Below are 19,633 nucleotides of genomic sequence, written 5' to 3'. Positions count from 1 at the left end.
GCTGCCGGTTTGGCGCGGTGAAATTGAATTGAAGCTCAAGAGGAAGCATTCGATGGCTCGCAAAAAAATTGCACTTATTGGTTCTGGCATGATCGGCGGCACGCTGGCGCATCTCGCCAGCCTGAAGGAACTGGGCGATATCGTCCTCTTCGACATCGCCGACGGCATCCCGCAGGGCAAAGGTCTGGATATTGCCCAGTCCGGCCCGGTTGAAGGCTTCAATGCAAAGCTCTCCGGTGCTTCCGATTACGCCGCAATCGAAGGCGCAGACGTCTGCATCGTCACCGCCGGTGTTGCCCGCAAGCCCGGCATGAGCCGCGACGATCTTCTCGGCATCAACCTCAAGGTCATGGAACAGGTCGGCGCCGGCATCAAGAAATATGCCCCGAACGCTTTCGTCATCTGCATCACCAACCCGCTCGACGCCATGGTCTGGGCCCTGCAGAAGTTCTCCGGTCTGCCGAAGAACAAGGTCGTCGGCATGGCCGGCGTTCTCGACAGCGCGCGTTTCCGCCTGTTCCTGGCTGAAGAATTCAACGTTTCGGTTCAGGACGTCACCGCTTTCGTTCTTGGCGGTCATGGCGACACGATGGTGCCGCTCGCCCGTTATTCCACCGTTGGCGGCGTTCCGCTCACCGATCTCGTCAAGATGGGCTGGCTGACCGCCGAGCGTCTCGAGCAGATCATCCAGCGCACCCGCGACGGCGGTGCGGAAATCGTCGGCCTCTTGAAGACCGGCTCGGCCTATTATGCGCCGGCTGCTTCGGCAATCGAAATGGCCGAATCTTACCTCAAGGACAAGAAGCGCGTTCTTCCTGCCGCTGCTCATCTTTCGGGCCAGTATGGCGTTGATGACATGTATGTCGGCGTGCCCACCATCATCGGTGCCGGCGGTATCGAGCGCATCATCGAGATCGAACTGAACAAGGAAGAAGAAGCGGCCTTCCAGAAATCCGTCGGCGCTGTCGCTGGTCTTTGCGAAGCCTGCATCAACATCGCTCCGTCGCTGAAGTAATAACTTCAAGCGGTTCCAAACAGGGATTATTCCATGAATATTCACGAATATCAGGCCAAGGCTCTTCTGAAGGGCTACGGCGCGCCGGTTGCTGAAGGCGTCGCCATCCTCAAGGTCGAAGAAGCCGAAGCTGCCGCAAAGCAGCTTCCCGGCCCGCTTTACGTCGTCAAGAGCCAGATCCATGCTGGCGGCCGTGGCAAGGGCAAGTTCAAGGAACTCGGCCCCGATGCCAAGGGTGGCGTTCGTCTGGCGAAGTCGATCGAGGAAGTCGTCTCCCATTCGCGCGACATGCTCGGCAACACGCTGGTAACGGCGCAGACGGGCGACGCCGGCAAGCAGGTCAACCGTCTCTACATCGAAGACGGCGCCGACATTGCCCGCGAACTCTACTGCTCGCTTCTGGTTGACCGTTCGGTCGGTCAGGTCGCATTCGTGGTTTCCACCGAAGGCGGCATGGATATCGAAGCTGTCGCCCACGACACGCCCGAGAAGATCCACACCATCGCCATCAACCCGGAAAAGGGCGTGAGCGACGCTGACGTTGCCGCAATCTCCAAGGCTCTTGAGCTTGACGGTGCTGCAGCCGAAGACGCAAAGTCGCTGTTCCCGATCCTCTACAAGGCCTTCAACGAGAAGGACATGGCTCTCCTCGAGGTTAACCCGCTAATCGTCATGGAAAATGGCCATCTGCGCGTTCTCGACGCCAAGATGTCCTTCGACGGCAACGCGCTGTTCCGCCATGAAGACGTCAAGGCGCTGCGCGACGAAACCGAAGAAGACGCCAAGGAAATCGAAGCCTCCAAGTGGGACCTCGCTTATGTGGCGCTCGACGGCAACATCGGCTGCATGGTCAATGGTGCAGGTCTTGCCATGGCGACGATGGACATCATCAAGCTTTACGGCAAGGAGCCGGCTAACTTCTGCGACGTCGGCGGTGGCGCCGGCAAGGAGAAGGTTGCGGCAGCCTTCAAGATCATCACGGCCGACCCGAAGGTCGAGGGCATCCTCGTCAACATCTTCGGTGGCATCATGAAGTGCGACGTCATCGCCGAAGGCGTGATCGCCGCGGTGAAGGAAGTCGGTTTGCAGGTTCCGCTCGTTGTTCGCCTCGAAGGCACCAACGTCGAACTTGGCAAGAAGCTCCTGAACGAATCTGGCCTTGCGATTACGGCTGCTGACGATCTGGACGACGCAGCCAAGAAGATCGTCGCGGCGATCAACGGCTAATTGAGGGACCGGAAATAATGTCTATTCTCGTTAATAAAGACACGAAGATCCTCGTTCAGGGTCTGACCGGCAAGACCGGTACCTTCCACACCGAACAGGCGCTTGCCTATTACGGCACGCAGATGGTCGGTGGTATTCACCCGAAGAAGGGTGGCGAAACCTGGACCGGTTCCAAGGGCGAAAGCCTGCCGATCTTCGCAACGGTTGCTGAAGCCAAGGAAAAGACCGGTGCAGACGCATCCGTGATCTACGTTCCGCCGGCAGGTGCAGCCGACGCCATCATCGAAGCCATCGAAGCGGAAATTCCGTTCATCACCTGCATCACCGAAGGCATCCCGGTCATGGACATGGTGCGCGTCAAGGCTCGCCTCGACCGCTCCAAGTCGCGCCTGCTCGGCCCGAACTGCCCGGGCATCCTGACGCCGGAAGAATGCAAGATCGGCATCATGCCGGGCTCCATCTTCCGCAAGGGTTCGGTTGGTATTGTTTCCCGCTCGGGCACGCTCACCTATGAAGCCGTGTTCCAGACTTCCAACGAAGGCCTCGGCCAGACGACCGCTGTCGGTATCGGCGGCGACCCGGTCAAGGGCACCGAGTTCATCGACGTGCTGGAAATGTTCCTCGCCGACGAAGCCACCCAGTCGATCATCATGATCGGCGAAATCGGCGGCTCGGCTGAAGAAGATGCGGCGCAGTTCCTGATCGACGAAGCCAAGAAGGGCCGTAAGAAGCCGATGGCTGGCTTCATCGCGGGCCGTACGGCTCCGAAGGGCCGCACCATGGGTCACGCCGGCGCTGTCGTTTCCGGCGGCAAGGGCGATGCAGAGTCCAAGATCGCAGCCATGGAAGCAGCCGGCATCAAGGTTTCGCCTTCCCCGGCGCGCCTCGGCAAGACGCTGGTTGAAGTCCTCAAGGGCTGAGACCACATGAGACCGGTAACGGGCGGCGCGGCTTTATCGCCGCGCTGCCCGATGCCGCAAGAAGACAGACAGACGGCATACCGCCTCGGCGGCAGACAGCAATAATCAAAGCGGCAGGCCGGTGAAACGGCCCTAACGGCATCGAGGAGGCGGACGGACAAGTCCGCAGGAACGAAAATGGCAAGGCAAGAAGCGAACGAGCAGTTTCAGATCACGTCGTTTCTGGACGGCGCGAATGCGGCCTATATCGAGCAGCTCTATGCCCGGTACGAAGAGGACCCCTCTTCCGTGTCGCCGGAGTGGCAGAGCTTCTTCAAGGCACTGTCCGATAATCCGGAAGATGTGAAGAAGGCGGCCAAGGGCGCCTCCTGGAAGCGTGCCAACTGGCCTATCCCGGCGAATGGCGAACTGGTATCCGCACTCGACGGCAACTGGGCCACGGTTGAAAAGGCCATCGAGAAGAAGGTTCAGGCGAAGGCCGAAGCCAAGAGCGCCGATACGGGTAAGCCGGTCAGCGAAGCCGAAGTGCTGCAGGCGACCCGTGACAGCGTTCGCGCCATCATGATGATCCGCGCCTACCGCATGCGCGGCCACCTGCACGCCAAGCTTGATCCGCTCGGCATTGCCGTCGCGGTTGAAGATTACAACGAGCTTTCGCCGAAATCCTACGGCTTCGAGGAAAGCGACTACGACCGCAAGATTTTCATCGATAACGTGCTCGGCCTCGAATATGCGACCGTGCGCGAGATGATCGATATTCTGGAGCGCACCTACTGCTCCACCATCGGCGTCGAATTCATGCACATGTCCAGCCCGGAAGAAAAAGGCTGGATTCAGGAGCGCATCGAAGGTCCGGACAAGGGCGTTGCCTTCACGGCCGAAGGCAAGAAGGCCATTCTGTCGAAGCTGGTCGAAGCCGAAGGTTACGAGCAGTTCCTCGACGTGCGTTTCAAGGGCACCAAGCGTTTCGGCCTCGATGGCGGTGAATCGCTGATCCCGGCGCTCGAGCAGATCATCAAGCGCGGCGGCCAGGAAGGTCTGGAAGAAGTCGTTCTCGGCATGGCCCACCGTGGCCGCCTGAACGTTCTGACCAACGTCATGGGCAAGCCGCATCGCGCCGTGTTCCACGAATTCAAGGGCGGTTCGTTCAAGCCGGATGATGTCGAGGGTTCGGGCGACGTGAAGTACCATTTGGGTGCCTCCTCCGACCGTGAATTCGACGGCAACAAGGTTCACCTGTCGCTGACGGCCAACCCGTCGCACCTCGAAATCGTCAACCCCGTTGTCATGGGCAAGGCGCGTGCCAAGCAGGACCAGCTTGCCAAGCAGTGGGACGGCGACATCATTCCGCTCTCCGAACGCGCCAAGGTGCTGCCGCTGCTTCTGCACGGCGACGCCGCTTTCGCGGGTCAGGGCGTGGTCGCTGAAATTCTCGGCCTTTCCGGCCTGCGCGGCCACCGCGTTGCCGGCACCATGCACTTCATCATCAACAACCAGATCGGCTTTACGACGAACCCGGCCTTCTCGCGTTCATCGCCCTATCCGTCCGACGTTGCCAAGATGATCGAAGCACCGATCTTCCACGTCAACGGTGACGATCCGGAAGCGGTGACCTATGCGGCCAAGGTTGCCACCGAATACCGCATGAAGTTCCACAAGCCTGTCGTCATCGACATGTTCTGCTACCGCCGCTTCGGCCATAACGAAGGCGACGAGCCGGCGTTCACGCAGCCGAAGATGTACAAGGTCATCCGCGCTCACAAGACGGTCGCCCGCATCTATGCCGACCGCCTGATCGCGGAAGGCCTGATCAGCGAAGGCGAATTCGAGAAGATGAAGGCCGACTGGCGTGCCCATCTCGAGCAGGAATTCGAGGCAGGCCAGTCCTACAAGCCGAACAAGGCCGACTGGCTTGATGGCCAGTGGTCGGGTCTGCGAGCCGCCGACAATGCCGATGAGCAGCGTCGCGGCAAGACCGGTGTGCCGATGAAGCAGCTGAAGGAAATCGGCAAGAAGCTGTCGACCATTCCCGAGGGCTTCAGCGCTCACCGTACGATCCAGCGCTTCATGGAAAACCGCTCGCAGATGATCGAGACGGGCGAAGGCATCGACTGGGCAATGGCCGAAGCGCTTGCCTTCGGTTCGCTCGTTGCCGACGGCCACAAGATTCGTCTTTCCGGTCAGGATTGCGAACGCGGCACCTTCTCGCAGCGTCACTCGGTCCTCTACGATCAGGAGACCGAAGAGCGTTATATTCCGCTCGCCAACCTTTCGCCGACCCAGGCCCGTTACGAAGTCATCAACTCGATGCTTTCGGAAGAAGCCGTTCTCGGTTTCGAATACGGCTACTCGCTCGCCCGCCCGAACGCGCTGACGCTCTGGGAAGCCCAGTTCGGCGACTTCGCCAACGGCGCGCAGGTGGTGTTCGACCAGTTCATCTCTTCGGGTGAACGCAAGTGGCTGCGCATGTCCGGTCTCGTCTGCCTTCTGCCGCATGGTTACGAAGGGCAGGGCCCGGAACATTCGTCCGCCCGTCTGGAGCGCTGGCTGCAGATGTGCGCCGAAGACAACATGCAGGTTGCCAACTGCACGACGCCGGCCAACTACTTCCATATCCTGCGCCGCCAGGTGAAGCGCGACTTCCGCAAGCCGCTGATCCTGATGACGCCGAAGTCGCTGCTGCGTCACAAGCGTGCCACGTCTTCGCTGGCGGAGCTTGCAGGCGAGTCCTCCTTCCACCGTCTCCTGTGGGACGATGCTGAAGTCATCAAGGACGGCCCGATCAAGCTGCAGAAGGATTCGAAGATCCGCCGCGTCGTTATGTGCACGGGCAAGGTCTATTACGATCTGCTCGAAGAGCGTGAAAAGCGCGGTATCGACGATATCTACCTGCTGCGCGTCGAACAGCTCTATCCGTTCCCGGCCAAGGCGCTCATCAACGAGCTGTCGCGTTTCCGCAATGCGGAGATGGTCTGGTGCCAGGAAGAGCCGAAGAACATGGGTGCGTGGTCGTTCATTGATCCTTACCTAGAATGGGTTCTGGCGCATATCGACGCCAAGTACCAGAAGGTCCGTTACACGGGCCGTCCGGCGGCCGCCTCTCCGGCGACCGGCCTGATGTCCAAGCATCTGGCGCAGCTCGCTGCGTTCCTGGAAGACGCGCTGGGAGAGTGAGAACTCTCCCGCATCGCCCCGCAAAAAAGACACCTGAATAACGGAACTAGATCATGGCCACTGAAATCCGCGTACCAACCCTCGGCGAATCCGTCAGCGAAGCGACCGTCGGCACCTGGTTCAAGAAGGTCGGCGACACCGTCAAGGCCGACGAACCGCTCGTTGAACTGGAAACCGACAAGGTTACCGTCGAAGTCCCCGCGCCTGCGTCCGGCGTTCTCACCGAAATCGTTGCGCAGAACGGCGAGACCGTCGGTCTCGACGCGCTTCTCGGCCAGATCGCCGAAGGTGCTGCCGGCGCTGCGACCTCCGCTCCGGCTGCCGAACCGGCAAAGCCTGCTGCGGCTGCCGCATCGGCACCTGCCGCCGTTGCCGCTCCGGCAACCGGTTCCATGCCGCCGGCACCTGCTGCCGGCAAGCTGCTGGCTGAAAACAACCTGTCCGCCGATCAGGTCGACGGTTCCGGCAAGCGTGGCCAGGTTCTGAAGGGTGACGTTCTCGCCGCTGTCGCCAAGGGCGTTTCGGCGCCTGCCGCCGCCCCGGCACCGGTTGCTGCTCCCCGTCCGGTTTCGGCCGAGCAGGATCAGGTTCGCGAAGAGCGCGTGAAGATGACCCGTCTGCGCCAGACGATCGCCCGTCGCCTGAAGGATGCGCAGAACACCGCTGCCATGCTCACCACCTATAACGAGGTGGACATGAGCGCTGTCATGGACCTGCGCAACCGTTACAAGGACGTGTTCGAGAAGAAGCACGGCGTGAAGCTCGGCTTCATGGGCTTCTTCACCAAGGCCGTGACCCACGCGCTGAAGGAACTGCCTGCTGTCAACGCTGAAATCGATGGCACGGACATCATCTACAAGAACTATTGTCACGTCGGCATGGCTGTCGGCACCGACAAGGGCCTTGTCGTTCCGGTCATTCGTGATGCCGACCAGCTCTCCATCGCCGGCGTCGAAAAGGAACTCGGCCGCCTCGCCAAGGCAGCGCGCGACGGTTCGCTCGGCATGGCCGACATGCAGGGCGGCACCTTCACCATCACCAATGGTGGTGTCTATGGTTCGCTGATGTCTTCGCCGATCCTCAATGCACCGCAGTCGGGCATTCTCGGCATGCACAAGATCCAGGAGCGTCCGGTCGCCATCGGCGGTCAGGTCGTCATCCGTCCGATGATGTATCTCGCGCTCTCCTACGATCACCGTATCGTTGACGGCAAGGAAGCCGTGACCTTCCTCGTTCGCGTCAAGGAAAGCCTCGAAGATCCTGAACGTCTGGTTCTTGATCTTTAATCGGTCTTGCTTTTCCTTTCAGCGGGATTTCAACTGAGGTCCCGCTGAAATTGCATCAGGAGAGCGAAAGTGCAGCCGACATTTCTTGCCGCTTCACCCTTTTTACCGCTGATCGGTCTCAGCGTCCTGCTGCTTGTGGCGCATATCATGCTGCAAGCCATGACGGCCACGCGGGAACTGGGGCTGGACTGGAATGCCGGTCCACGGGATGCGGAGAAGAAGCCGGAAGGCAGGTTTACCGGCCGTGCAGCCCGCGCTTCGGAAAATTTCCGGGAAACCTATCCGGCTTTCATAGCGCTCGCTTTTGGCGTCATCATGGCTGGCGATCCGTCTGGACTGGCACTGACCGGCGCGTGGATATGGCTGATCTGCCGAGTGATTTACATACCGCTCTATCTGGCCGGCGTACCTTATATCCGCTCATTGGTCTGGCTTGGTTCAATACTCGGCCTGCTGTTGATGCTCTTCGTGTTGATGTTCTAGAGGCTTGTTTCAGATGCATCAGTATTTGATCGAACTTGCATCCCTGATGGCGATCTTCGCTTTTGCGATCGTCTCGCCCGGCGCCGATCTCGCCATGGTGATGCGCCAGGCCATGGTGCATGGGCGTAAACAGGCCATCATCACCAGTTTCGGTGTGGGGACGTCGCTGATGTTCCACGTCACCTATACGATCCTCGGACTTGGCCTGATCATCTCCCAGTCGATCTATCTCTTCAACATCGTCAAGTGGCTCGGCGTCGCCTATCTGATCTATATCGGCATCAAGGCGCTGCGCGCCGGCAAAACCGAGTTGCCGGAGGCCGATGCGGATGGTGTCGTGCCGGTGAAAAGCAGGCAGACAGCGCTGAAGGCTTTCACGCTCGGCTTCGCCGCCAATGCGCTCAATCCCAAGCCGGTGTTCTTCTTCCTGTCGATCTTTTCGACGGTAGTTCATGCGCATACGCCGGTCACCATCAAATTCGGCTATGGCCTCGTCATGGCAAGCTGCCTCATCCTTTGGTTCGTCGGCGTCAGCCTTTTCATGACGACGCCGCGGATGCGCGCGGCGTTTCAGCGCGCCAGCCAATGGATCGACCGCACCAGCGGCGTCGTCTTCATCGCACTCGGTATAAAACTCGCAACGGAAAAAGCGGCCTGAGTTTCAGGTCAAATGGAAGCTGGGCAATGATCCGATATCTTGTCCCTATAAAGCAGGAACCAGAACATGGCATATGATGTAGTTGTAATCGGCACCGGCCCCGGCGGTTATGTTTGCGCGGTCAAGGCGGCACAGCTCGGCCTCAAGGTCGCAGTCATCGAGAAGCGCGCGACCTATGGCGGCACCTGCCTCAATGTCGGCTGCATCCCCTCCAAGGCGCTGCTGCATGCGTCCGAAACCTTTGCGCATGTCGCCCATGGCGTCGATTCGCTCGGTATCGAAGTCGCCGCGCCGAAGCTGAACCTTGAAAAGATGATGGGCCACAAGGACGGCGTGGTGAAGGCCAATGTCGACGGCGTGGCATTCCTGTTCAAGAAGAACAAGATCGATGCCTTCCAGGGCACCGGCAAGGTGGTTTCCGTCGGCAAGGTTTCCGTCACCAACGACAAGGGCGAGACACAGGAAATCGAAGCGAAGAACATCGTCATCGCCACCGGTTCCGACGTTGCCGGCATTCCGGGCGTTCAGGTCGATATCGATGAAAGCGTTATCGTGTCCTCCACCGGTGCGATCGCTCTTTCCAAGGTTCCGGAAAAGCTGATCGTCGTTGGTGGTGGCGTCATCGGCCTCGAGCTTGGTTCGGTCTGGTCGCGTCTCGGCGCGAAGGTGACCGTGGTCGAATATCTCGACAACATTCTCGGTGGCATGGATGGCGAAGTTTCCAAGCAGTCGCAGCGTCTGCTGGCCAAGCAGGGTCTCGATTTCAAGCTCGGCGCCAAGGTAACGGCCGTTGAAAAGACCGCCACGGGCGCAAAGGTGGTGTTCGAGCCGGTCAAGGGTGGCGCTGCCGAAACGCTGGAAGCAAACGTCGTGCTGATCTCAACCGGCCGCAAGCCCTATACGGAAGGTCTCGGCCTTGCGGAAGCCGGCGTCGTGCTCGATAGCCGCGGCCGCGTTGAAATTGACGGCCACTACAAGACCAATGTCGATGGCATTTATGCTATCGGTGACGTGGTGAAGGGCCCGATGCTGGCCCACAAGGCGGAAGACGAGGGCGTTGCGCTCGCGGAAATCCTCGCCGGCCAGCGCGGCCATGTGAACTACGACGTCATTCCGGCGGTCGTCTATACGCAGCCGGAAATCGCCTCCGTCGGTAAGACCGAGGAAGAACTGAAGGCTGCTGGCATCGCCTACAAGGTCGGCAAGTTCCCCTTCACCGCCAATGGCCGCGCCCGCGCCATGCAGGTGACGGATGGTTTCGTGAAAATCCTCGCCAACAAGGAAACCGACCGGGTTCTCGGCGGCCATATCGTCGGCTTCGGCGCCGGCGAAATGATCCACGAGATCACCGTGCTGATGGAGTTCGGCGGTTCTTCGGAAGATCTCGGCCGCACCTGCCATGCGCACCCGACCATGTCGGAAGCCGTGAAGGAAGCAGCACTGGCGACATTCTTCAAGCCGATCCATATGTGATCGGGCCTGGGCATGACGCTCGAATATTAAATTTCAGTCATCTGCTGAACCCCGGCTTGCCATGCAGGCCGGGGTTTCTCATACTCGCGCCATAGCCTGTCTAACCTTTTGATAAAAGGCAATAAAATGGCATCTTCCAGTCAAGTTTCCTTTTCCGTTCCGCAGCGTGTCATTCACTGGGCAATGGCGCTTCTGATCTTCTTCAATCTGCTGTTTCCCGACGCCATGGCCCATGCCTACCGGCTGATGCGGAGGGGCGAAACACTGACACCGGAACAGGTGTCTTCGGCCAATATTCACGCCTATGTCGGTTTTGCCATCCTGTTGCTTGCGGCACTGCGTCTCTGTCTGCGCTTTTTCCAGGGCGTGCCGCCGCATCCGGCCGAAGAACCGAGGCCGTTTCAGATCGCGGCGAAGGTGGCACATTTCACTTTTTATGCCCTGTTCCTCGTCCTGCCCCTGTCCGGTATCGCCGCCTATTATTTCGGTGCCCAGCCCGCCGGGCAGTTGCATTCCGGTCCCTTCAAGGTGGTGATGTGGGTGTTGATCGCCGGTCACGTCGTCGCCGTTCTGGTTCACCAGTTCTACTGGCGCACCAACGTCCTGAAGCGCATGACACACGGCTAAGCGGCGGTTTGTCGCGTTCCCGGTTCCTCGGAAAAAGAGGAATATGATCCTTGCCGCATCGTGCGGCTGGGGTTCAGGAATGCAGGACATTGAAGACATATTGCCGGGCGCCGACTGGCGGGATCGCTATCAGGGAGAGATGGTGACGCCCGAGTCGTCCTCACTCGATGTGAGCAGGCTCCTTCTCGATCATCCTCCGGCATGGATCAGCAGCCTTATGGCGCTTCGAAACCGCGTCGTAGCGTTTTTCGGGTTGAGAACGGTCGAACTGGCGGCTGGTACATCGGCAGGAGGTTTTCCCGTCCTGTCCTCCACGCCACAGCGGACCGTGCTGGGTTTCGACGACCGTCATCTCGATTTCCGGATCGTCGTCGATCTCGAAGAAAAGGGAAACCGCCAGCTGGTGCGTGTCACCACCATCGTCCGGCGCAAGAACCTGTTCGGGCGGCTTTATCTTCTTGTCGTCGGGCCGTTTCACCGCCGCATCGTGCCGGCGACGATGCGGCCATTCTGTACCAATGTCCGGCCCGTCAGCATCGGGAGTGAGCGGGTCAATCGACCCGCGTGAGGGTGAAGCCTTCCGCGCGCAGCAGTTCTACAAGGCCTTCCTCGCCCGGCAGATGCAGAGCGCCGACGGCCATGAAGACATTGCCCTTGGCAAGCTCAGGGGTGGCCCTATCAGCCATGACATGGTTGCGGTCGGTGATGATGCGCTGTTCGAAGGCGGCGTAGCCCTGTTCGCTTTCCGCCGCCGCCTTCTTGGGGTCCAGACTTTTCAGCATGGGCATGGTCATGCCGATATCGCCGGCGACGTAGAGATCGGTCATGGTCGTCATGACGTCGTCCATGCGGTCGCCGAGTTCCAGCGTTTCGATCAGCGCCTGCAGATGAAATTCCATCGGCAGCTCGGACATGGCCGTTAGCTGCTCCACCATGGTCTCCAGCCCGACAAGCCGTTTTCCGTCCGCAAGCGCATCTTCGGCCAGCTTCTTGTCGAGAAAGGAAAGGCCGGTCGCCTTGCGGGCGAATTCACAGGCGGGAAGGGCGACGAAGCTCGACAGCATCCAGGGCTTCATGCGTGAAACGGCATTCAGCGGAATGCCGCGTTCCTTGAGACCCTTTTCCAGGCGCGCGACATTTTCCGGGGACAGGATGTCGGTGATCGATTTGCCATCCAGAAACATGGTGAGCTCGGGCTTGCTCAGCAGCGATGCCGCAACCTTCTTGTCGTCGACGATTTCGTCGGACTCCACGATGACGATCGCGGCCTTTTCAAAGGCGGGGCTGGCAGCGGTTGGCATTTGCAGAACACGCGGATCGGTGACATGCATGGTGCCGAGAAGATAGGACGGGGCCGTGCCTGCCTTTTCGATACGCCAGAAATTGCCCTTGCCGTTCGGAATGGCGGCCGCTTCCTGTTCGATCTTTGCGAAAGCTTGCGGATCGGTCTTGCGCATCTCGACAAGAATGTCGCTGCCCGAGCAGGTGATCTTCTGCTCCGCGGCTCCTGCTTCACTGAGCGACAGCAAGGTCATGAGCAGAATGGCAACGGCGGTGACATGCAGGGCGGCCAGCAGCCAGAGCAGGGCGTCGCCGGTCTTGCCCATCAGGGTGGCGGTGAGATTTTGAGGTTTTATCAGGCTGTGCATCGGTCCAATCCGGTTCTTGTTCGCTTATAGAACTGTGGTTTGGACGTCTGGTTAATGTTTATGGTTAACCAATTCCTGCTTCAGGCGCGCGGGTGGGCGTTATCGTAGATTTCCAGCAATCTCGCGGTATCGACGCCGGTATAGACCTGCGTAGTGGAGAGGCTCGCATGGCCGAGCAGCTCCTGAATGGTGCGCAGGTCCCCACCGCCGGCCAGAAGATGGGTGGCGAAGGAATGGCGCAGCGCATGTGGCGTGGCGTTCTCCGGCAAGCCGAAAGCGCCGCGCAGCTTCTGCATTTCCCGCTGGATGATGGCCGGCTGCAGCTTGCCGCCGCGTGCGCCAAGGAACATCGGTTCATTCGCCGCCAGGGCATAGGGGCAGAGCTTCCTGTAGGTATCGACCGCTTCCGTAACCACTGCGAGCAGCGGTACGATCCGCGTCTTGTTGCCCTTGCCGGTGATACGCAGGCTGCGGGCGCCGGGCGGAAAATCGCTTGGCGTGAGACCCAGCGCCTCGGAAATGCGCAGACCGCAGCCATAAAGCAGCGAAAGAACTGCGGCATTGCGGGTGGCGATCCAGGGTTCTTCGTTCAACTGCGCCTCGGCCGTGGTGATCTTCAGCGCCTGGCGGTCAGTGAGCGGTTTTGGCAGGGATTTCGGCTGTTTTGGCGCGCGCATGGCGGTGGCGCCGGCCGCATTGACGAGCCCCTTTTTCTGCAGGTGGTGCAGCAGCGAGCGCAGGCCGGCCAGATGCCGGCCGAGCGAACGCGGGCCGGCGCCTTCCTTGCGTCGGTTGGCCAGAAAGGCGCGCAGATCGACAGGGCGCAGATCGGCTATATCTTTTATGGCGGCGGGCTTGCCGATATAGCCGGTGAGGAATGTCAGGAACTGGCGGGTGTCGCGCTCATAGGCCTCGACGGTGTTGTCGGCAAGACGGCGTTCGCCGGCAAGGGTGGCGAGCCAGGACTGACGCTCGTTGAGGAGATCGGGTTCGGCAAATGTCAGGATTTCGGTCACGCGGCGCTCCATTCCATGCCTTGAAACTATGCCCTTATGGTCAGCATTTGGTTAAGAGGTGGACTTTGCCGGGCGCGCCCACTACATCCGGGCGGTTTCCTTTTTCCTGTCGCCGGGGCATGGTCGCCACATCATGGCAAAAGATTCGTCCGATCTGTTTGGGGCTCTGTTCGACCCGCCGTCGCCCACGCGTACGGTGCCCGTTCTCGTGCCCATGCCGGCGCCGGGGCCTTACAGCTATGCCGTGCCTGAGGATATGGTGGTGGAGACGGGTTCCGTCGTGCAGGTGCCGCTCGGTCCGCGGCAGGTCTTCGGCGTGGTGTGGGACGATGCCGGAGAAAAGGGTGTCGATCCGAAGAAGCTGCGGCCGATTACCAAGAGTTTCGAGTGCCCGCCGCTGAAGGCGGAGATGCGCCGCTTCGTGGACTGGGTTTCCGCCTATACGCTTTCTCCGCCCGGCCTTGTGGCGCGCATGGCGCTGCGTGCGCCCGCCGCCTTCGATCCCGAGCCGATGATTGAGGGCCTGCGGCTGACGGAAGGCCGGCCGGAGCGCCTTACCCCCGCCCGCGAGCGGGTGATGGAACTGGCGGCAGAGGGGCATGGCTGGACGAAGAGCGGGCTTGCCCATGCCGCCGGCGTTTCGACCAGCGTCATCGACGGTCTCGTCAAGCAGGGCGTGTTCGAGACGGTGTTTCTGCCGGCGCCGCCTGTCGTGGCCGAACCCGATCCTGATTATGTCGAGCCGCGTCTGGAAGGCCCGCAGAAACAGGCCGCTTCGGAGATACTCGAGGATGTGCGCAAGGGCGGGTTTCATGTTTCGCTGATCGACGGCGTCACAGGTTCTGGCAAAACCGAGGTCTATTTCGAGGCGGTGGCGGAGACGCTCCGTCAGGGCAAGCAGGTTCTCATCCTGCTGCCCGAAATTGCACTGACCGCGGCCTTCCTTGAACGTTTTCAGGATCGTTTCGGTGCAAAACCGGCGGAATGGCATTCGGACCTGTCACCGCGCATGCGCGAAAAAGTCTGGCGGCAGGCGGTGACGGGCGAAGTGAAGGTGGTGGCCGGCGCGCGTTCGGCACTTTTCCTGCCCTTCGACAATCTCGGTCTTATCATCGTCGATGAGGAGCACGATCCGGCCTATAAGCAGGAAGACCGCGTCTATTATAATGCCCGCGACATGGCGGTCGTGAGAGCGCGAATCGCGGAATTTCCTGTCGTGCTGGTGTCTGCCACACCCTCTGTGGAAAGCCAGGTCAATGGCAGTTCGGGGCGTTACAACACCATCCACCTGCACACGCGCTTCGGCGATGCGGCGATGCCGGACCTGCATCTCGTTGATATGCGCCGCCATCCGCCGGAAAGGGGAGGGTTTCTTTCCCCGGTTCTGCTGCGTGGAATCGGCAAGACGATCGAGAAGGGTGAGCAGGCGCTTCTTTTCCTCAATCGCCGCGGCTATGCGCCGTTGACGCTCTGCCGGGTCTGCGGCCACCGTTTCCAGTGCCCGCAATGTTCCAGCTGGCTGGTGGAGCACCGGTTCCGCAATCAATTGCAGTGCCACCAGTGCGGCCACAGCGAGCCGACGCCTGACCATTGCCCGGAATGCGGCACCTTCGATCATCTGGTGGCCTGCGGGCCGGGTGTCGAGCGCATCGCCGAGGAGGTGGAGAAACATTTCCCGGAAGCCCGCACCATCGTGCTCTCCTCCGATCTCATGGGTGTCAAGCGCCTGCGGCTGGAGCTGGAGGCGATCGTCAAGGGTGAGGCGGATATCGTCATCGGCACGCAGCTCGTCGCCAAGGGACATAATTTTCCGCTGATGACGCTTGTCGGCATCGTCGATGCCGATCTGGGGCTTGCCAATGGCGATCCGCGCGCGGCAGAGCGAACGTTCCAGCTGCTCTCGCAGGTGACGGGGCGCGCCGGGCGCACGGGGTTGAAGAGCCATGGCCTGTTGCAGACCTATCAGCCGCAGCACCCCGTCATGCAGGCCATCGTTTCGGGCGATGCATCGGCCTTCTACGAAAGGGAAATCGTGGAGCGGGAAAAAGCCGTTCTGCCGCCCTTCGGACGGCTTGCCTCGATCATCGTTTCCGCCGATACGCGCGGGGAAGCGGAAACCCATGCCCGGGGCTTGAGGGCCGCAGCCCCACAGGTTACCGGCATCATGCTGCTCGGCCCGGCGGAAGCGCCGCTCGCGCTCATCCGTGGCCGTCACCGTTTCCGCCTCCTGGTGCATGGGCGGCGCAATTCCGACATGCAGTCTTTTCTCCGCACGCTTCTGGCCAATGGCCCGAAAGAGCGCGGCAGCGTGCATGTGCAGCTCGATATCGACCCGCAAAGTTTCCTTTGAACTTTGCCGCCGGGGCGTTTTCCCGCTGTCATGACCGTGTCATAACGCAGCAGGCAGTCAAAATGATTTGGGGAACGAGATGGAGTTTTATTTTCCCGCCGAGTTCGGCGAGCAGCTGGCCTTCGGAGCGGCGGTGGTTTCGGCCGTGATGGGCCTTTTTTTCATGTTTGCGCCGGGTATTACGCTGCGTGCCTTCGGTCTCCAGCCGGCGGGTGAGCGCAGGGATGGTTATGCGCTTGTGCGTTCGTCGCTTGCCGGGTTCTATCTCGGCCTCGGCGCCGCCGCCCTGCTTCTCGCGCAGCCCATGGTCTATCTCGCCTTCGGTGCGGCTTTCGGCCTCAGCGTGTTCGGCGGTATTCTCTCCATACTCTCCGATGGAGGCACAACCATGCGGAATTTCTTACTTCTGGTTGTACACTTCCTGCTCGCTGCACTGTCGTTGAGCTACGTGTTCGGGCTGGTCTGAGGCGGGCTTTTTGCCTTTTGTGACGCACAGATGCCGCATCCTGAGCGAAATCGGAAAATTTAAACGCATTCCCCCTTGCCCAAACGGCGCTTTCCGCTATTACGCGTGTTGCGAGTCCCGGCGTCCTATGCTAGACGGACCGCGAAATTGGGAAAAGGCAGGGGGGAATTCCGGTCTTTTTCGGGGAAATTGAAACGATTTCAAGAATTTGATGCGGTGGAGCCCCATCGCTGATGGTCTTGGACGATTAGCAGGGAAAAAGTGCCCGTGGCAGACACCTCCCAGGGAACATCCGGTGTAGCGGAAAGGTATGCGTCGTCGCTTTTCGAGCTTGCTTTGGAAGCGGGTGCGGTTGAAGCGGTTCAGGCCGAACTGGACAAGTTTGGCGCACTTCTCGACGAAAGCGACGATTTGAAGCGTCTGGTTGCGAGCCCGGTGTTTTCCGCCGAGGATCAGTTCAAGGCAATCACCGCAATCTGCGAAAAGGCCGGCATCGCTGGTCTCGCGCTCAATTTCCTCAAGGTTGTTGCGAATAACCGCCGTCTCTTTGCCGTTCCTGGCATGATCCGCGCCTACCGCACCATTGCCGCCGCCCACCGCGGCGAAATCACCGCCGAGGTCACCTCGGCACATGCGCTCGACGAGGCGCAGGAAACTGAACTGAAGGCGGCGCTGAAGAGCGTTACCGGCAAGGATGTGGCGGTTTCCGTTACCGTCGATCCCTCGATACTCGGTGGCCTGATCGTCAAGGTCGGCTCCCGCCAGATCGATACGTCTCTTCGCACCAAACTTTCCACCCTTAAGCTTGCACTGAAAGAGGTTGGCTGATGGATATCCGCGCCGCGGAAATTTCCGCAATTCTGAAAGATCAAATCAAAAATTTCGGCAACGAGGCGGAAGTCTCGGAAGTCGGCCAGGTGCTTTCCGTCGGTGACGGTATTGCCCGCGTTTACGGTCTCGACAATGTTCAGGCTGGTGAAATGGTCGAGTTTCCGGGCGGCATCCGTGGCATGGCGCTCAACCTTGAAGCCGACAATGTCGGTGTGGTTATCTTCGGTTCGGACCGTGACATCAAGGAAGGCGACACCGTAAAGCGGACTGGCGCTATCGTTGACGTTCCCGTCGGTCCGGAACTGCTCGGCCGCGTCGTTGACGCGCTTGGCAACCCGATCGACGGTAAGGGCCCGATCAATGCCGCCAAGCGTTCGCGCGTTGACGTCAAGGCTCCCGGCATCATTCCGCGCAAGTCGGTTCATGAGCCGATGTCGACCGGCCTCAAGGCCATCGACGCGCTCATCCCGGTTGGCCGTGGCCAGCGCGAGCTCGTCATCGGCGACCGCCAGACCGGCAAGACCGCGATCATTCTCGACACGATCCTGAACCAGAAGGCCATTCACGACAATGGCCCTGACGGCGACAAGCTTTATTGCGTCTACGTCGCTATCGGTCAGAAGCGTTCGACCGTTGCCCAGTTCGTGAAGGTTCTGGAAGAACGCGGCGCGCTGCAGTACTCGATCATCGTTGCTGCCACCGCTTCCGACCCGGCTCCGATGCAGTACCTCGCACCGTTTGCCGGTTGCGCCATGGGTGAATACTTCCGTGACAACGGCAAGCACGCTCTCATCGGTTACGACGACCTTTCCAAGCAGGCCGTTGCCTATCGTCAGATGTCGCTTCTGCTGCGTCGTCCTCCGGGCCGCGAAGCTTATCCGGGCGACGTTTTCTATCTCCACTCCCGCCTTCTCGAGCGCGCTGCAAAGCTCTCCGACGAAATGGGCGCTGGCTCGCTGACGGCTCTGCCTGTCATCGAAACCCAGGGTAACGACGTTTCGGCCTTCATTCCGACCAACGTGATCTCGATCACCGACGGCCAGATCTTCCTTGAAACCGACCTGTTCTATCAGGGTATCCGTCCGGCTGTTAACGTCGGTCTGTCGGTTTCGCGCGTTGGCTCCGCCGCTCAGATCAAGGCGATGAAGCAGGTTGCCGGTTCGATCAAGGGTGAACTCGCCCAGTATCGCGAAATGGCCGCCTTCGCCCAGTTCGGTTCGGACCTCGACGCTTCCACGCAGCGCCTGCTTAACCGCGGCGCCCGCCTGACCGAACTTCTGAAGCAGCCGCAGTTCTCTCCGCTCAAGACGGAAGAACAGGTTGCGGTGATCTTCGCCGGCGTCAACGGTTACCTCGACAAGGTTCCGGTCGCACAGGTCGGCAAGTTCGAGCAGGGTCTGCTCTCCTACCTCCGGTCGGAAGGCAAGGCGATCCTCGACACCATCCGCACGGAAAAGGCTATCAGCGACGATACCAAGGGCAAGCTCAAGGGCGCTCTTGATAGCTTCGCCAAGTCTTTCTCGTAATCAGGGCTCTTTTACTCGGACGGATAACGGATGCCTTCACTAAAGGATCTGAAAAACCGCATTGCCTCCGTAAAGGCGACGCAGAAGATTACCAAGGCGATGAAAATGGTCGCCGCGGCGAAGCTTCGGCGCGCCCAGGAAGCTGCGGAGGCCGCCCGGCCTTATTCTCAGCGCATGAGCGCCGTTCTTGCCAACATCGCGAATGCGGTCGAGGCGGACGTTGCTCCGGCGCTGATGACCGGCACCGGCAAGGACGACGTGCACTTGCTCGTCGTCTGCACGGCTGAACGTGGTCTTTGCGGCGGTTTCAACTCGCAGATTTCCCGTTTTGCCCGCGATCACGCCCGCAAGCTGATTTCGGAAGGCAAGACGGTCAAGATCATCACGGTTGGCAAGAAGGGTTACGACAGCCTTCGCCGCGAATTTGCAGCCAACATCATCGAGCGTGTCGAACTGCGCGAAGTGAAGAAGGTCGGTTTCGAAAACGCCGACCAGATCGCCAAGAAGGTGATCTCGCTCTTCAACGCGGGTGAGTTCGATGTCTGCACGCTGATCTATTCGGAATTCAAGTCCGTCATCAGTCAGATCCCGACCGGTCTGCAGCTCATTCCGGCCGCAACGCCTGTTGTGGAAGAGGATGCCGCGACGCAGAACGCCGTCTACGAATATGAGCCGGATGCGGCTTCTATTCTGGAAGACCTTATTCCGCGCAACATTTCGGTTCAGGTTTTCCGGGCTCTGCTCGAAAACGTTGCCGGTGAAATGGGCGCCAAGATGAGCGCGATGGACAATGCAACGCGCAATGCCGGTGAGATGATCAACAAGCTGACGCTTTCCTACAACCGTCAGCGTCAGGCTCAGATCACCAAGGAACTCATTGAAATCATTTCGGGCGCGGAAGCGCTCTGAGGTAAGGAAAGAGGGTAAGGATA

17 protein-coding genes are annotated in these 19,633 nt (G+C 60.1%); 15 read left to right on the top strand and 2 right to left on the bottom strand.

The genetic code is table 11. The features are described 5' to 3' along the window. The first annotated feature begins 52 nt into the window (after positions 1-52). The 10 genes from mdh to ACIQUH_RS16900 all read left to right on the top strand — a co-directional run bounded on the left by mdh (position 53) and on the right by ACIQUH_RS16900 (position 11,431). Positions 53-1,015 carry a malate dehydrogenase gene (gene mdh / locus ACIQUH_RS16945; RefSeq protein WP_080811654.1) on the top strand — a complete coding sequence of 321 codons (963 nt, stop codon included), beginning with the start codon at positions 53-55 and terminating at the stop codon, positions 1,013-1,015. A gap of 33 nt (positions 1,016-1,048) precedes the next feature. Next, positions 1,049-2,242, top strand: a complete 1,194-nt coding sequence (sucC, locus tag ACIQUH_RS16940; RefSeq protein WP_400817118.1) for an ADP-forming succinate--CoA ligase subunit beta — start codon at positions 1,049-1,051, stop codon at positions 2,240-2,242. Between the two features lie 17 nt (positions 2,243-2,259). Beyond that, complete coding sequence (sucD, locus tag ACIQUH_RS16935; RefSeq protein WP_400817116.1) at positions 2,260-3,162, top strand: succinate--CoA ligase subunit alpha; 903 nt, start codon at positions 2,260-2,262, stop codon at positions 3,160-3,162. Positions 3,163-3,339: 177 nt separating this feature from the next. Then, on the top strand, positions 3,340-6,336 hold the full coding sequence (locus ACIQUH_RS16930) for a 2-oxoglutarate dehydrogenase E1 component (protein WP_400817114.1): 2,997 nt from the start codon (positions 3,340-3,342) through the stop codon (positions 6,334-6,336). Positions 6,337-6,389: 53 nt separating this feature from the next. Then, positions 6,390-7,622 carry a 2-oxoglutarate dehydrogenase complex dihydrolipoyllysine-residue succinyltransferase gene (gene odhB, locus ACIQUH_RS16925; RefSeq protein ID WP_400817112.1) on the top strand — a complete coding sequence of 411 codons (1,233 nt, stop codon included), beginning with the start codon at positions 6,390-6,392 and terminating at the stop codon, positions 7,620-7,622. A gap of 69 nt (positions 7,623-7,691) precedes the next feature. Then, entirely contained in the window at positions 7,692-8,105 is a 414-nt protein-coding gene (locus tag ACIQUH_RS16920) for an MAPEG family protein (RefSeq protein ID WP_400817110.1), read from the top strand. Between the two features lie 13 nt (positions 8,106-8,118). Then, positions 8,119-8,763 carry a LysE family translocator gene (locus ACIQUH_RS16915; RefSeq protein ID WP_400817108.1) on the top strand — a complete coding sequence of 215 codons (645 nt, stop codon included), beginning with the start codon at positions 8,119-8,121 and terminating at the stop codon, positions 8,761-8,763. 66 nt (positions 8,764-8,829) lie between these two features. Next, positions 8,830-10,236 (top strand): dihydrolipoyl dehydrogenase, encoded by a 1,407-nt coding sequence (gene lpdA, locus ACIQUH_RS16910; protein ID WP_400817106.1) that lies wholly within the window; start codon positions 8,830-8,832, stop codon positions 10,234-10,236. A 126-nt stretch (positions 10,237-10,362) separates the two neighbouring features. Beyond that, positions 10,363-10,863, top strand: coding sequence for a cytochrome b (locus ACIQUH_RS16905; protein ID WP_400817104.1), 501 nt, complete (start codon positions 10,363-10,365; stop codon positions 10,861-10,863). 79 nt (positions 10,864-10,942) lie between these two features. Further along, complete coding sequence (locus ACIQUH_RS16900; protein WP_400817102.1) at positions 10,943-11,431, top strand: DUF2867 domain-containing protein; 489 nt, start codon at positions 10,943-10,945, stop codon at positions 11,429-11,431. Here ACIQUH_RS16900 and ACIQUH_RS16895 read toward each other — a convergent pair. Further along, positions 11,415-12,512 (bottom strand): TraB/GumN family protein, encoded by a 1,098-nt coding sequence (locus ACIQUH_RS16895; RefSeq protein ID WP_400817100.1) that lies wholly within the window; start codon positions 12,510-12,512, stop codon positions 11,415-11,417. The two genes, ACIQUH_RS16900 and ACIQUH_RS16895, sit on opposite strands and share 17 nt — an antisense overlap. An 80-nt stretch (positions 12,513-12,592) precedes the next feature. After that, positions 12,593-13,540: a tyrosine recombinase XerC gene (locus ACIQUH_RS16890; RefSeq protein ID WP_400817098.1), complete on the bottom strand. Its 948-nt coding sequence runs from the start codon at positions 13,538-13,540 to the stop codon at positions 12,593-12,595. 121 nt (positions 13,541-13,661) lie between these two features. Between ACIQUH_RS16890 and ACIQUH_RS16885 the strand changes: the two genes are divergently transcribed. The 5 genes from ACIQUH_RS16885 to ACIQUH_RS16865 all read left to right on the top strand — a co-directional run bounded on the left by ACIQUH_RS16885 (position 13,662) and on the right by ACIQUH_RS16865 (position 19,610). Then, on the top strand, positions 13,662-15,878 hold the full coding sequence (locus ACIQUH_RS16885) for a primosomal protein N' (protein WP_400817096.1): 2,217 nt from the start codon (positions 13,662-13,664) through the stop codon (positions 15,876-15,878). A gap of 79 nt (positions 15,879-15,957) precedes the next feature. After that, a complete protein-coding gene (locus tag ACIQUH_RS16880; protein WP_400817094.1) occupies positions 15,958-16,344 on the top strand; it encodes a phage infection protein in 387 nt (128 codons plus the stop codon). 261 nt (positions 16,345-16,605) lie between these two features. Beyond that, on the top strand, positions 16,606-17,172 hold the full coding sequence (locus ACIQUH_RS16875; protein WP_400817092.1) for a F0F1 ATP synthase subunit delta: 567 nt from the start codon (positions 16,606-16,608) through the stop codon (positions 17,170-17,172). Next, positions 17,172-18,701 (top strand): F0F1 ATP synthase subunit alpha, encoded by a 1,530-nt coding sequence (gene atpA, locus ACIQUH_RS16870; protein ID WP_004443771.1) that lies wholly within the window; start codon positions 17,172-17,174, stop codon positions 18,699-18,701. The genes ACIQUH_RS16875 and atpA overlap by 1 nt, the downstream gene beginning before the upstream one ends. Positions 18,702-18,731: 30 nt before the next feature. Then, a complete protein-coding gene (locus tag ACIQUH_RS16865) occupies positions 18,732-19,610 on the top strand; it encodes a F0F1 ATP synthase subunit gamma (protein ID WP_400817090.1) in 879 nt (292 codons plus the stop codon). Positions 19,611-19,633: the final 23 nt, after the last annotated feature.

Source organism: Agrobacterium sp. NPDC090283 (assembly GCF_044769685.1).
Lineage (GTDB): Bacteria > Pseudomonadota > Alphaproteobacteria > Rhizobiales > Rhizobiaceae > Agrobacterium.
This window is presented reverse-complemented; position numbering and strand designations above follow the sequence as displayed.

Bases quoted from the DNA above. Each gene is read 5' to 3' on its own strand.
- ACIQUH_RS16905 (WP_400817104.1), top strand. From the start codon at position 10,363: ATGGCATCTTCCAGTCAAGTTTCCTTTTCCGTTCCGCAGCGTGTCATT.
- ACIQUH_RS16895 (WP_400817100.1), bottom strand. From the start codon at position 12,512: ATGCACAGCCTGATAAAACCTCAAAATCTCACCGCCACCCTGATGGGC.
- ACIQUH_RS16930 (WP_400817114.1), top strand. From the start codon at position 3,340: ATGGCAAGGCAAGAAGCGAACGAGCAGTTTCAGATCACGTCGTTTCTG.
- atpA (WP_004443771.1), top strand. From the start codon at position 17,172: ATGGATATCCGCGCCGCGGAAATTTCCGCAATTCTGAAAGATCAAATC.
- lpdA (WP_400817106.1), top strand. From the start codon at position 8,830: ATGGCATATGATGTAGTTGTAATCGGCACCGGCCCCGGCGGTTATGTT.
- ACIQUH_RS16880 (WP_400817094.1), top strand. From the start codon at position 15,958: ATGGAGTTTTATTTTCCCGCCGAGTTCGGCGAGCAGCTGGCCTTCGGA.
- sucD (WP_400817116.1), top strand. From the start codon at position 2,260: ATGTCTATTCTCGTTAATAAAGACACGAAGATCCTCGTTCAGGGTCTG.
- odhB (WP_400817112.1), top strand. From the start codon at position 6,390: ATGGCCACTGAAATCCGCGTACCAACCCTCGGCGAATCCGTCAGCGAA.
- mdh (WP_080811654.1), top strand. From the start codon at position 53: ATGGCTCGCAAAAAAATTGCACTTATTGGTTCTGGCATGATCGGCGGC.
- sucC (WP_400817118.1), top strand. From the start codon at position 1,049: ATGAATATTCACGAATATCAGGCCAAGGCTCTTCTGAAGGGCTACGGC.
- ACIQUH_RS16900 (WP_400817102.1), top strand. From the start codon at position 10,943: ATGCAGGACATTGAAGACATATTGCCGGGCGCCGACTGGCGGGATCGC.
- ACIQUH_RS16865 (WP_400817090.1), top strand. From the start codon at position 18,732: ATGCCTTCACTAAAGGATCTGAAAAACCGCATTGCCTCCGTAAAGGCG.
- ACIQUH_RS16885 (WP_400817096.1), top strand. From the start codon at position 13,662: ATGGCAAAAGATTCGTCCGATCTGTTTGGGGCTCTGTTCGACCCGCCG.
- ACIQUH_RS16890 (WP_400817098.1), bottom strand. From the start codon at position 13,540: ATGGAGCGCCGCGTGACCGAAATCCTGACATTTGCCGAACCCGATCTC.
- ACIQUH_RS16915 (WP_400817108.1), top strand. From the start codon at position 8,119: ATGCATCAGTATTTGATCGAACTTGCATCCCTGATGGCGATCTTCGCT.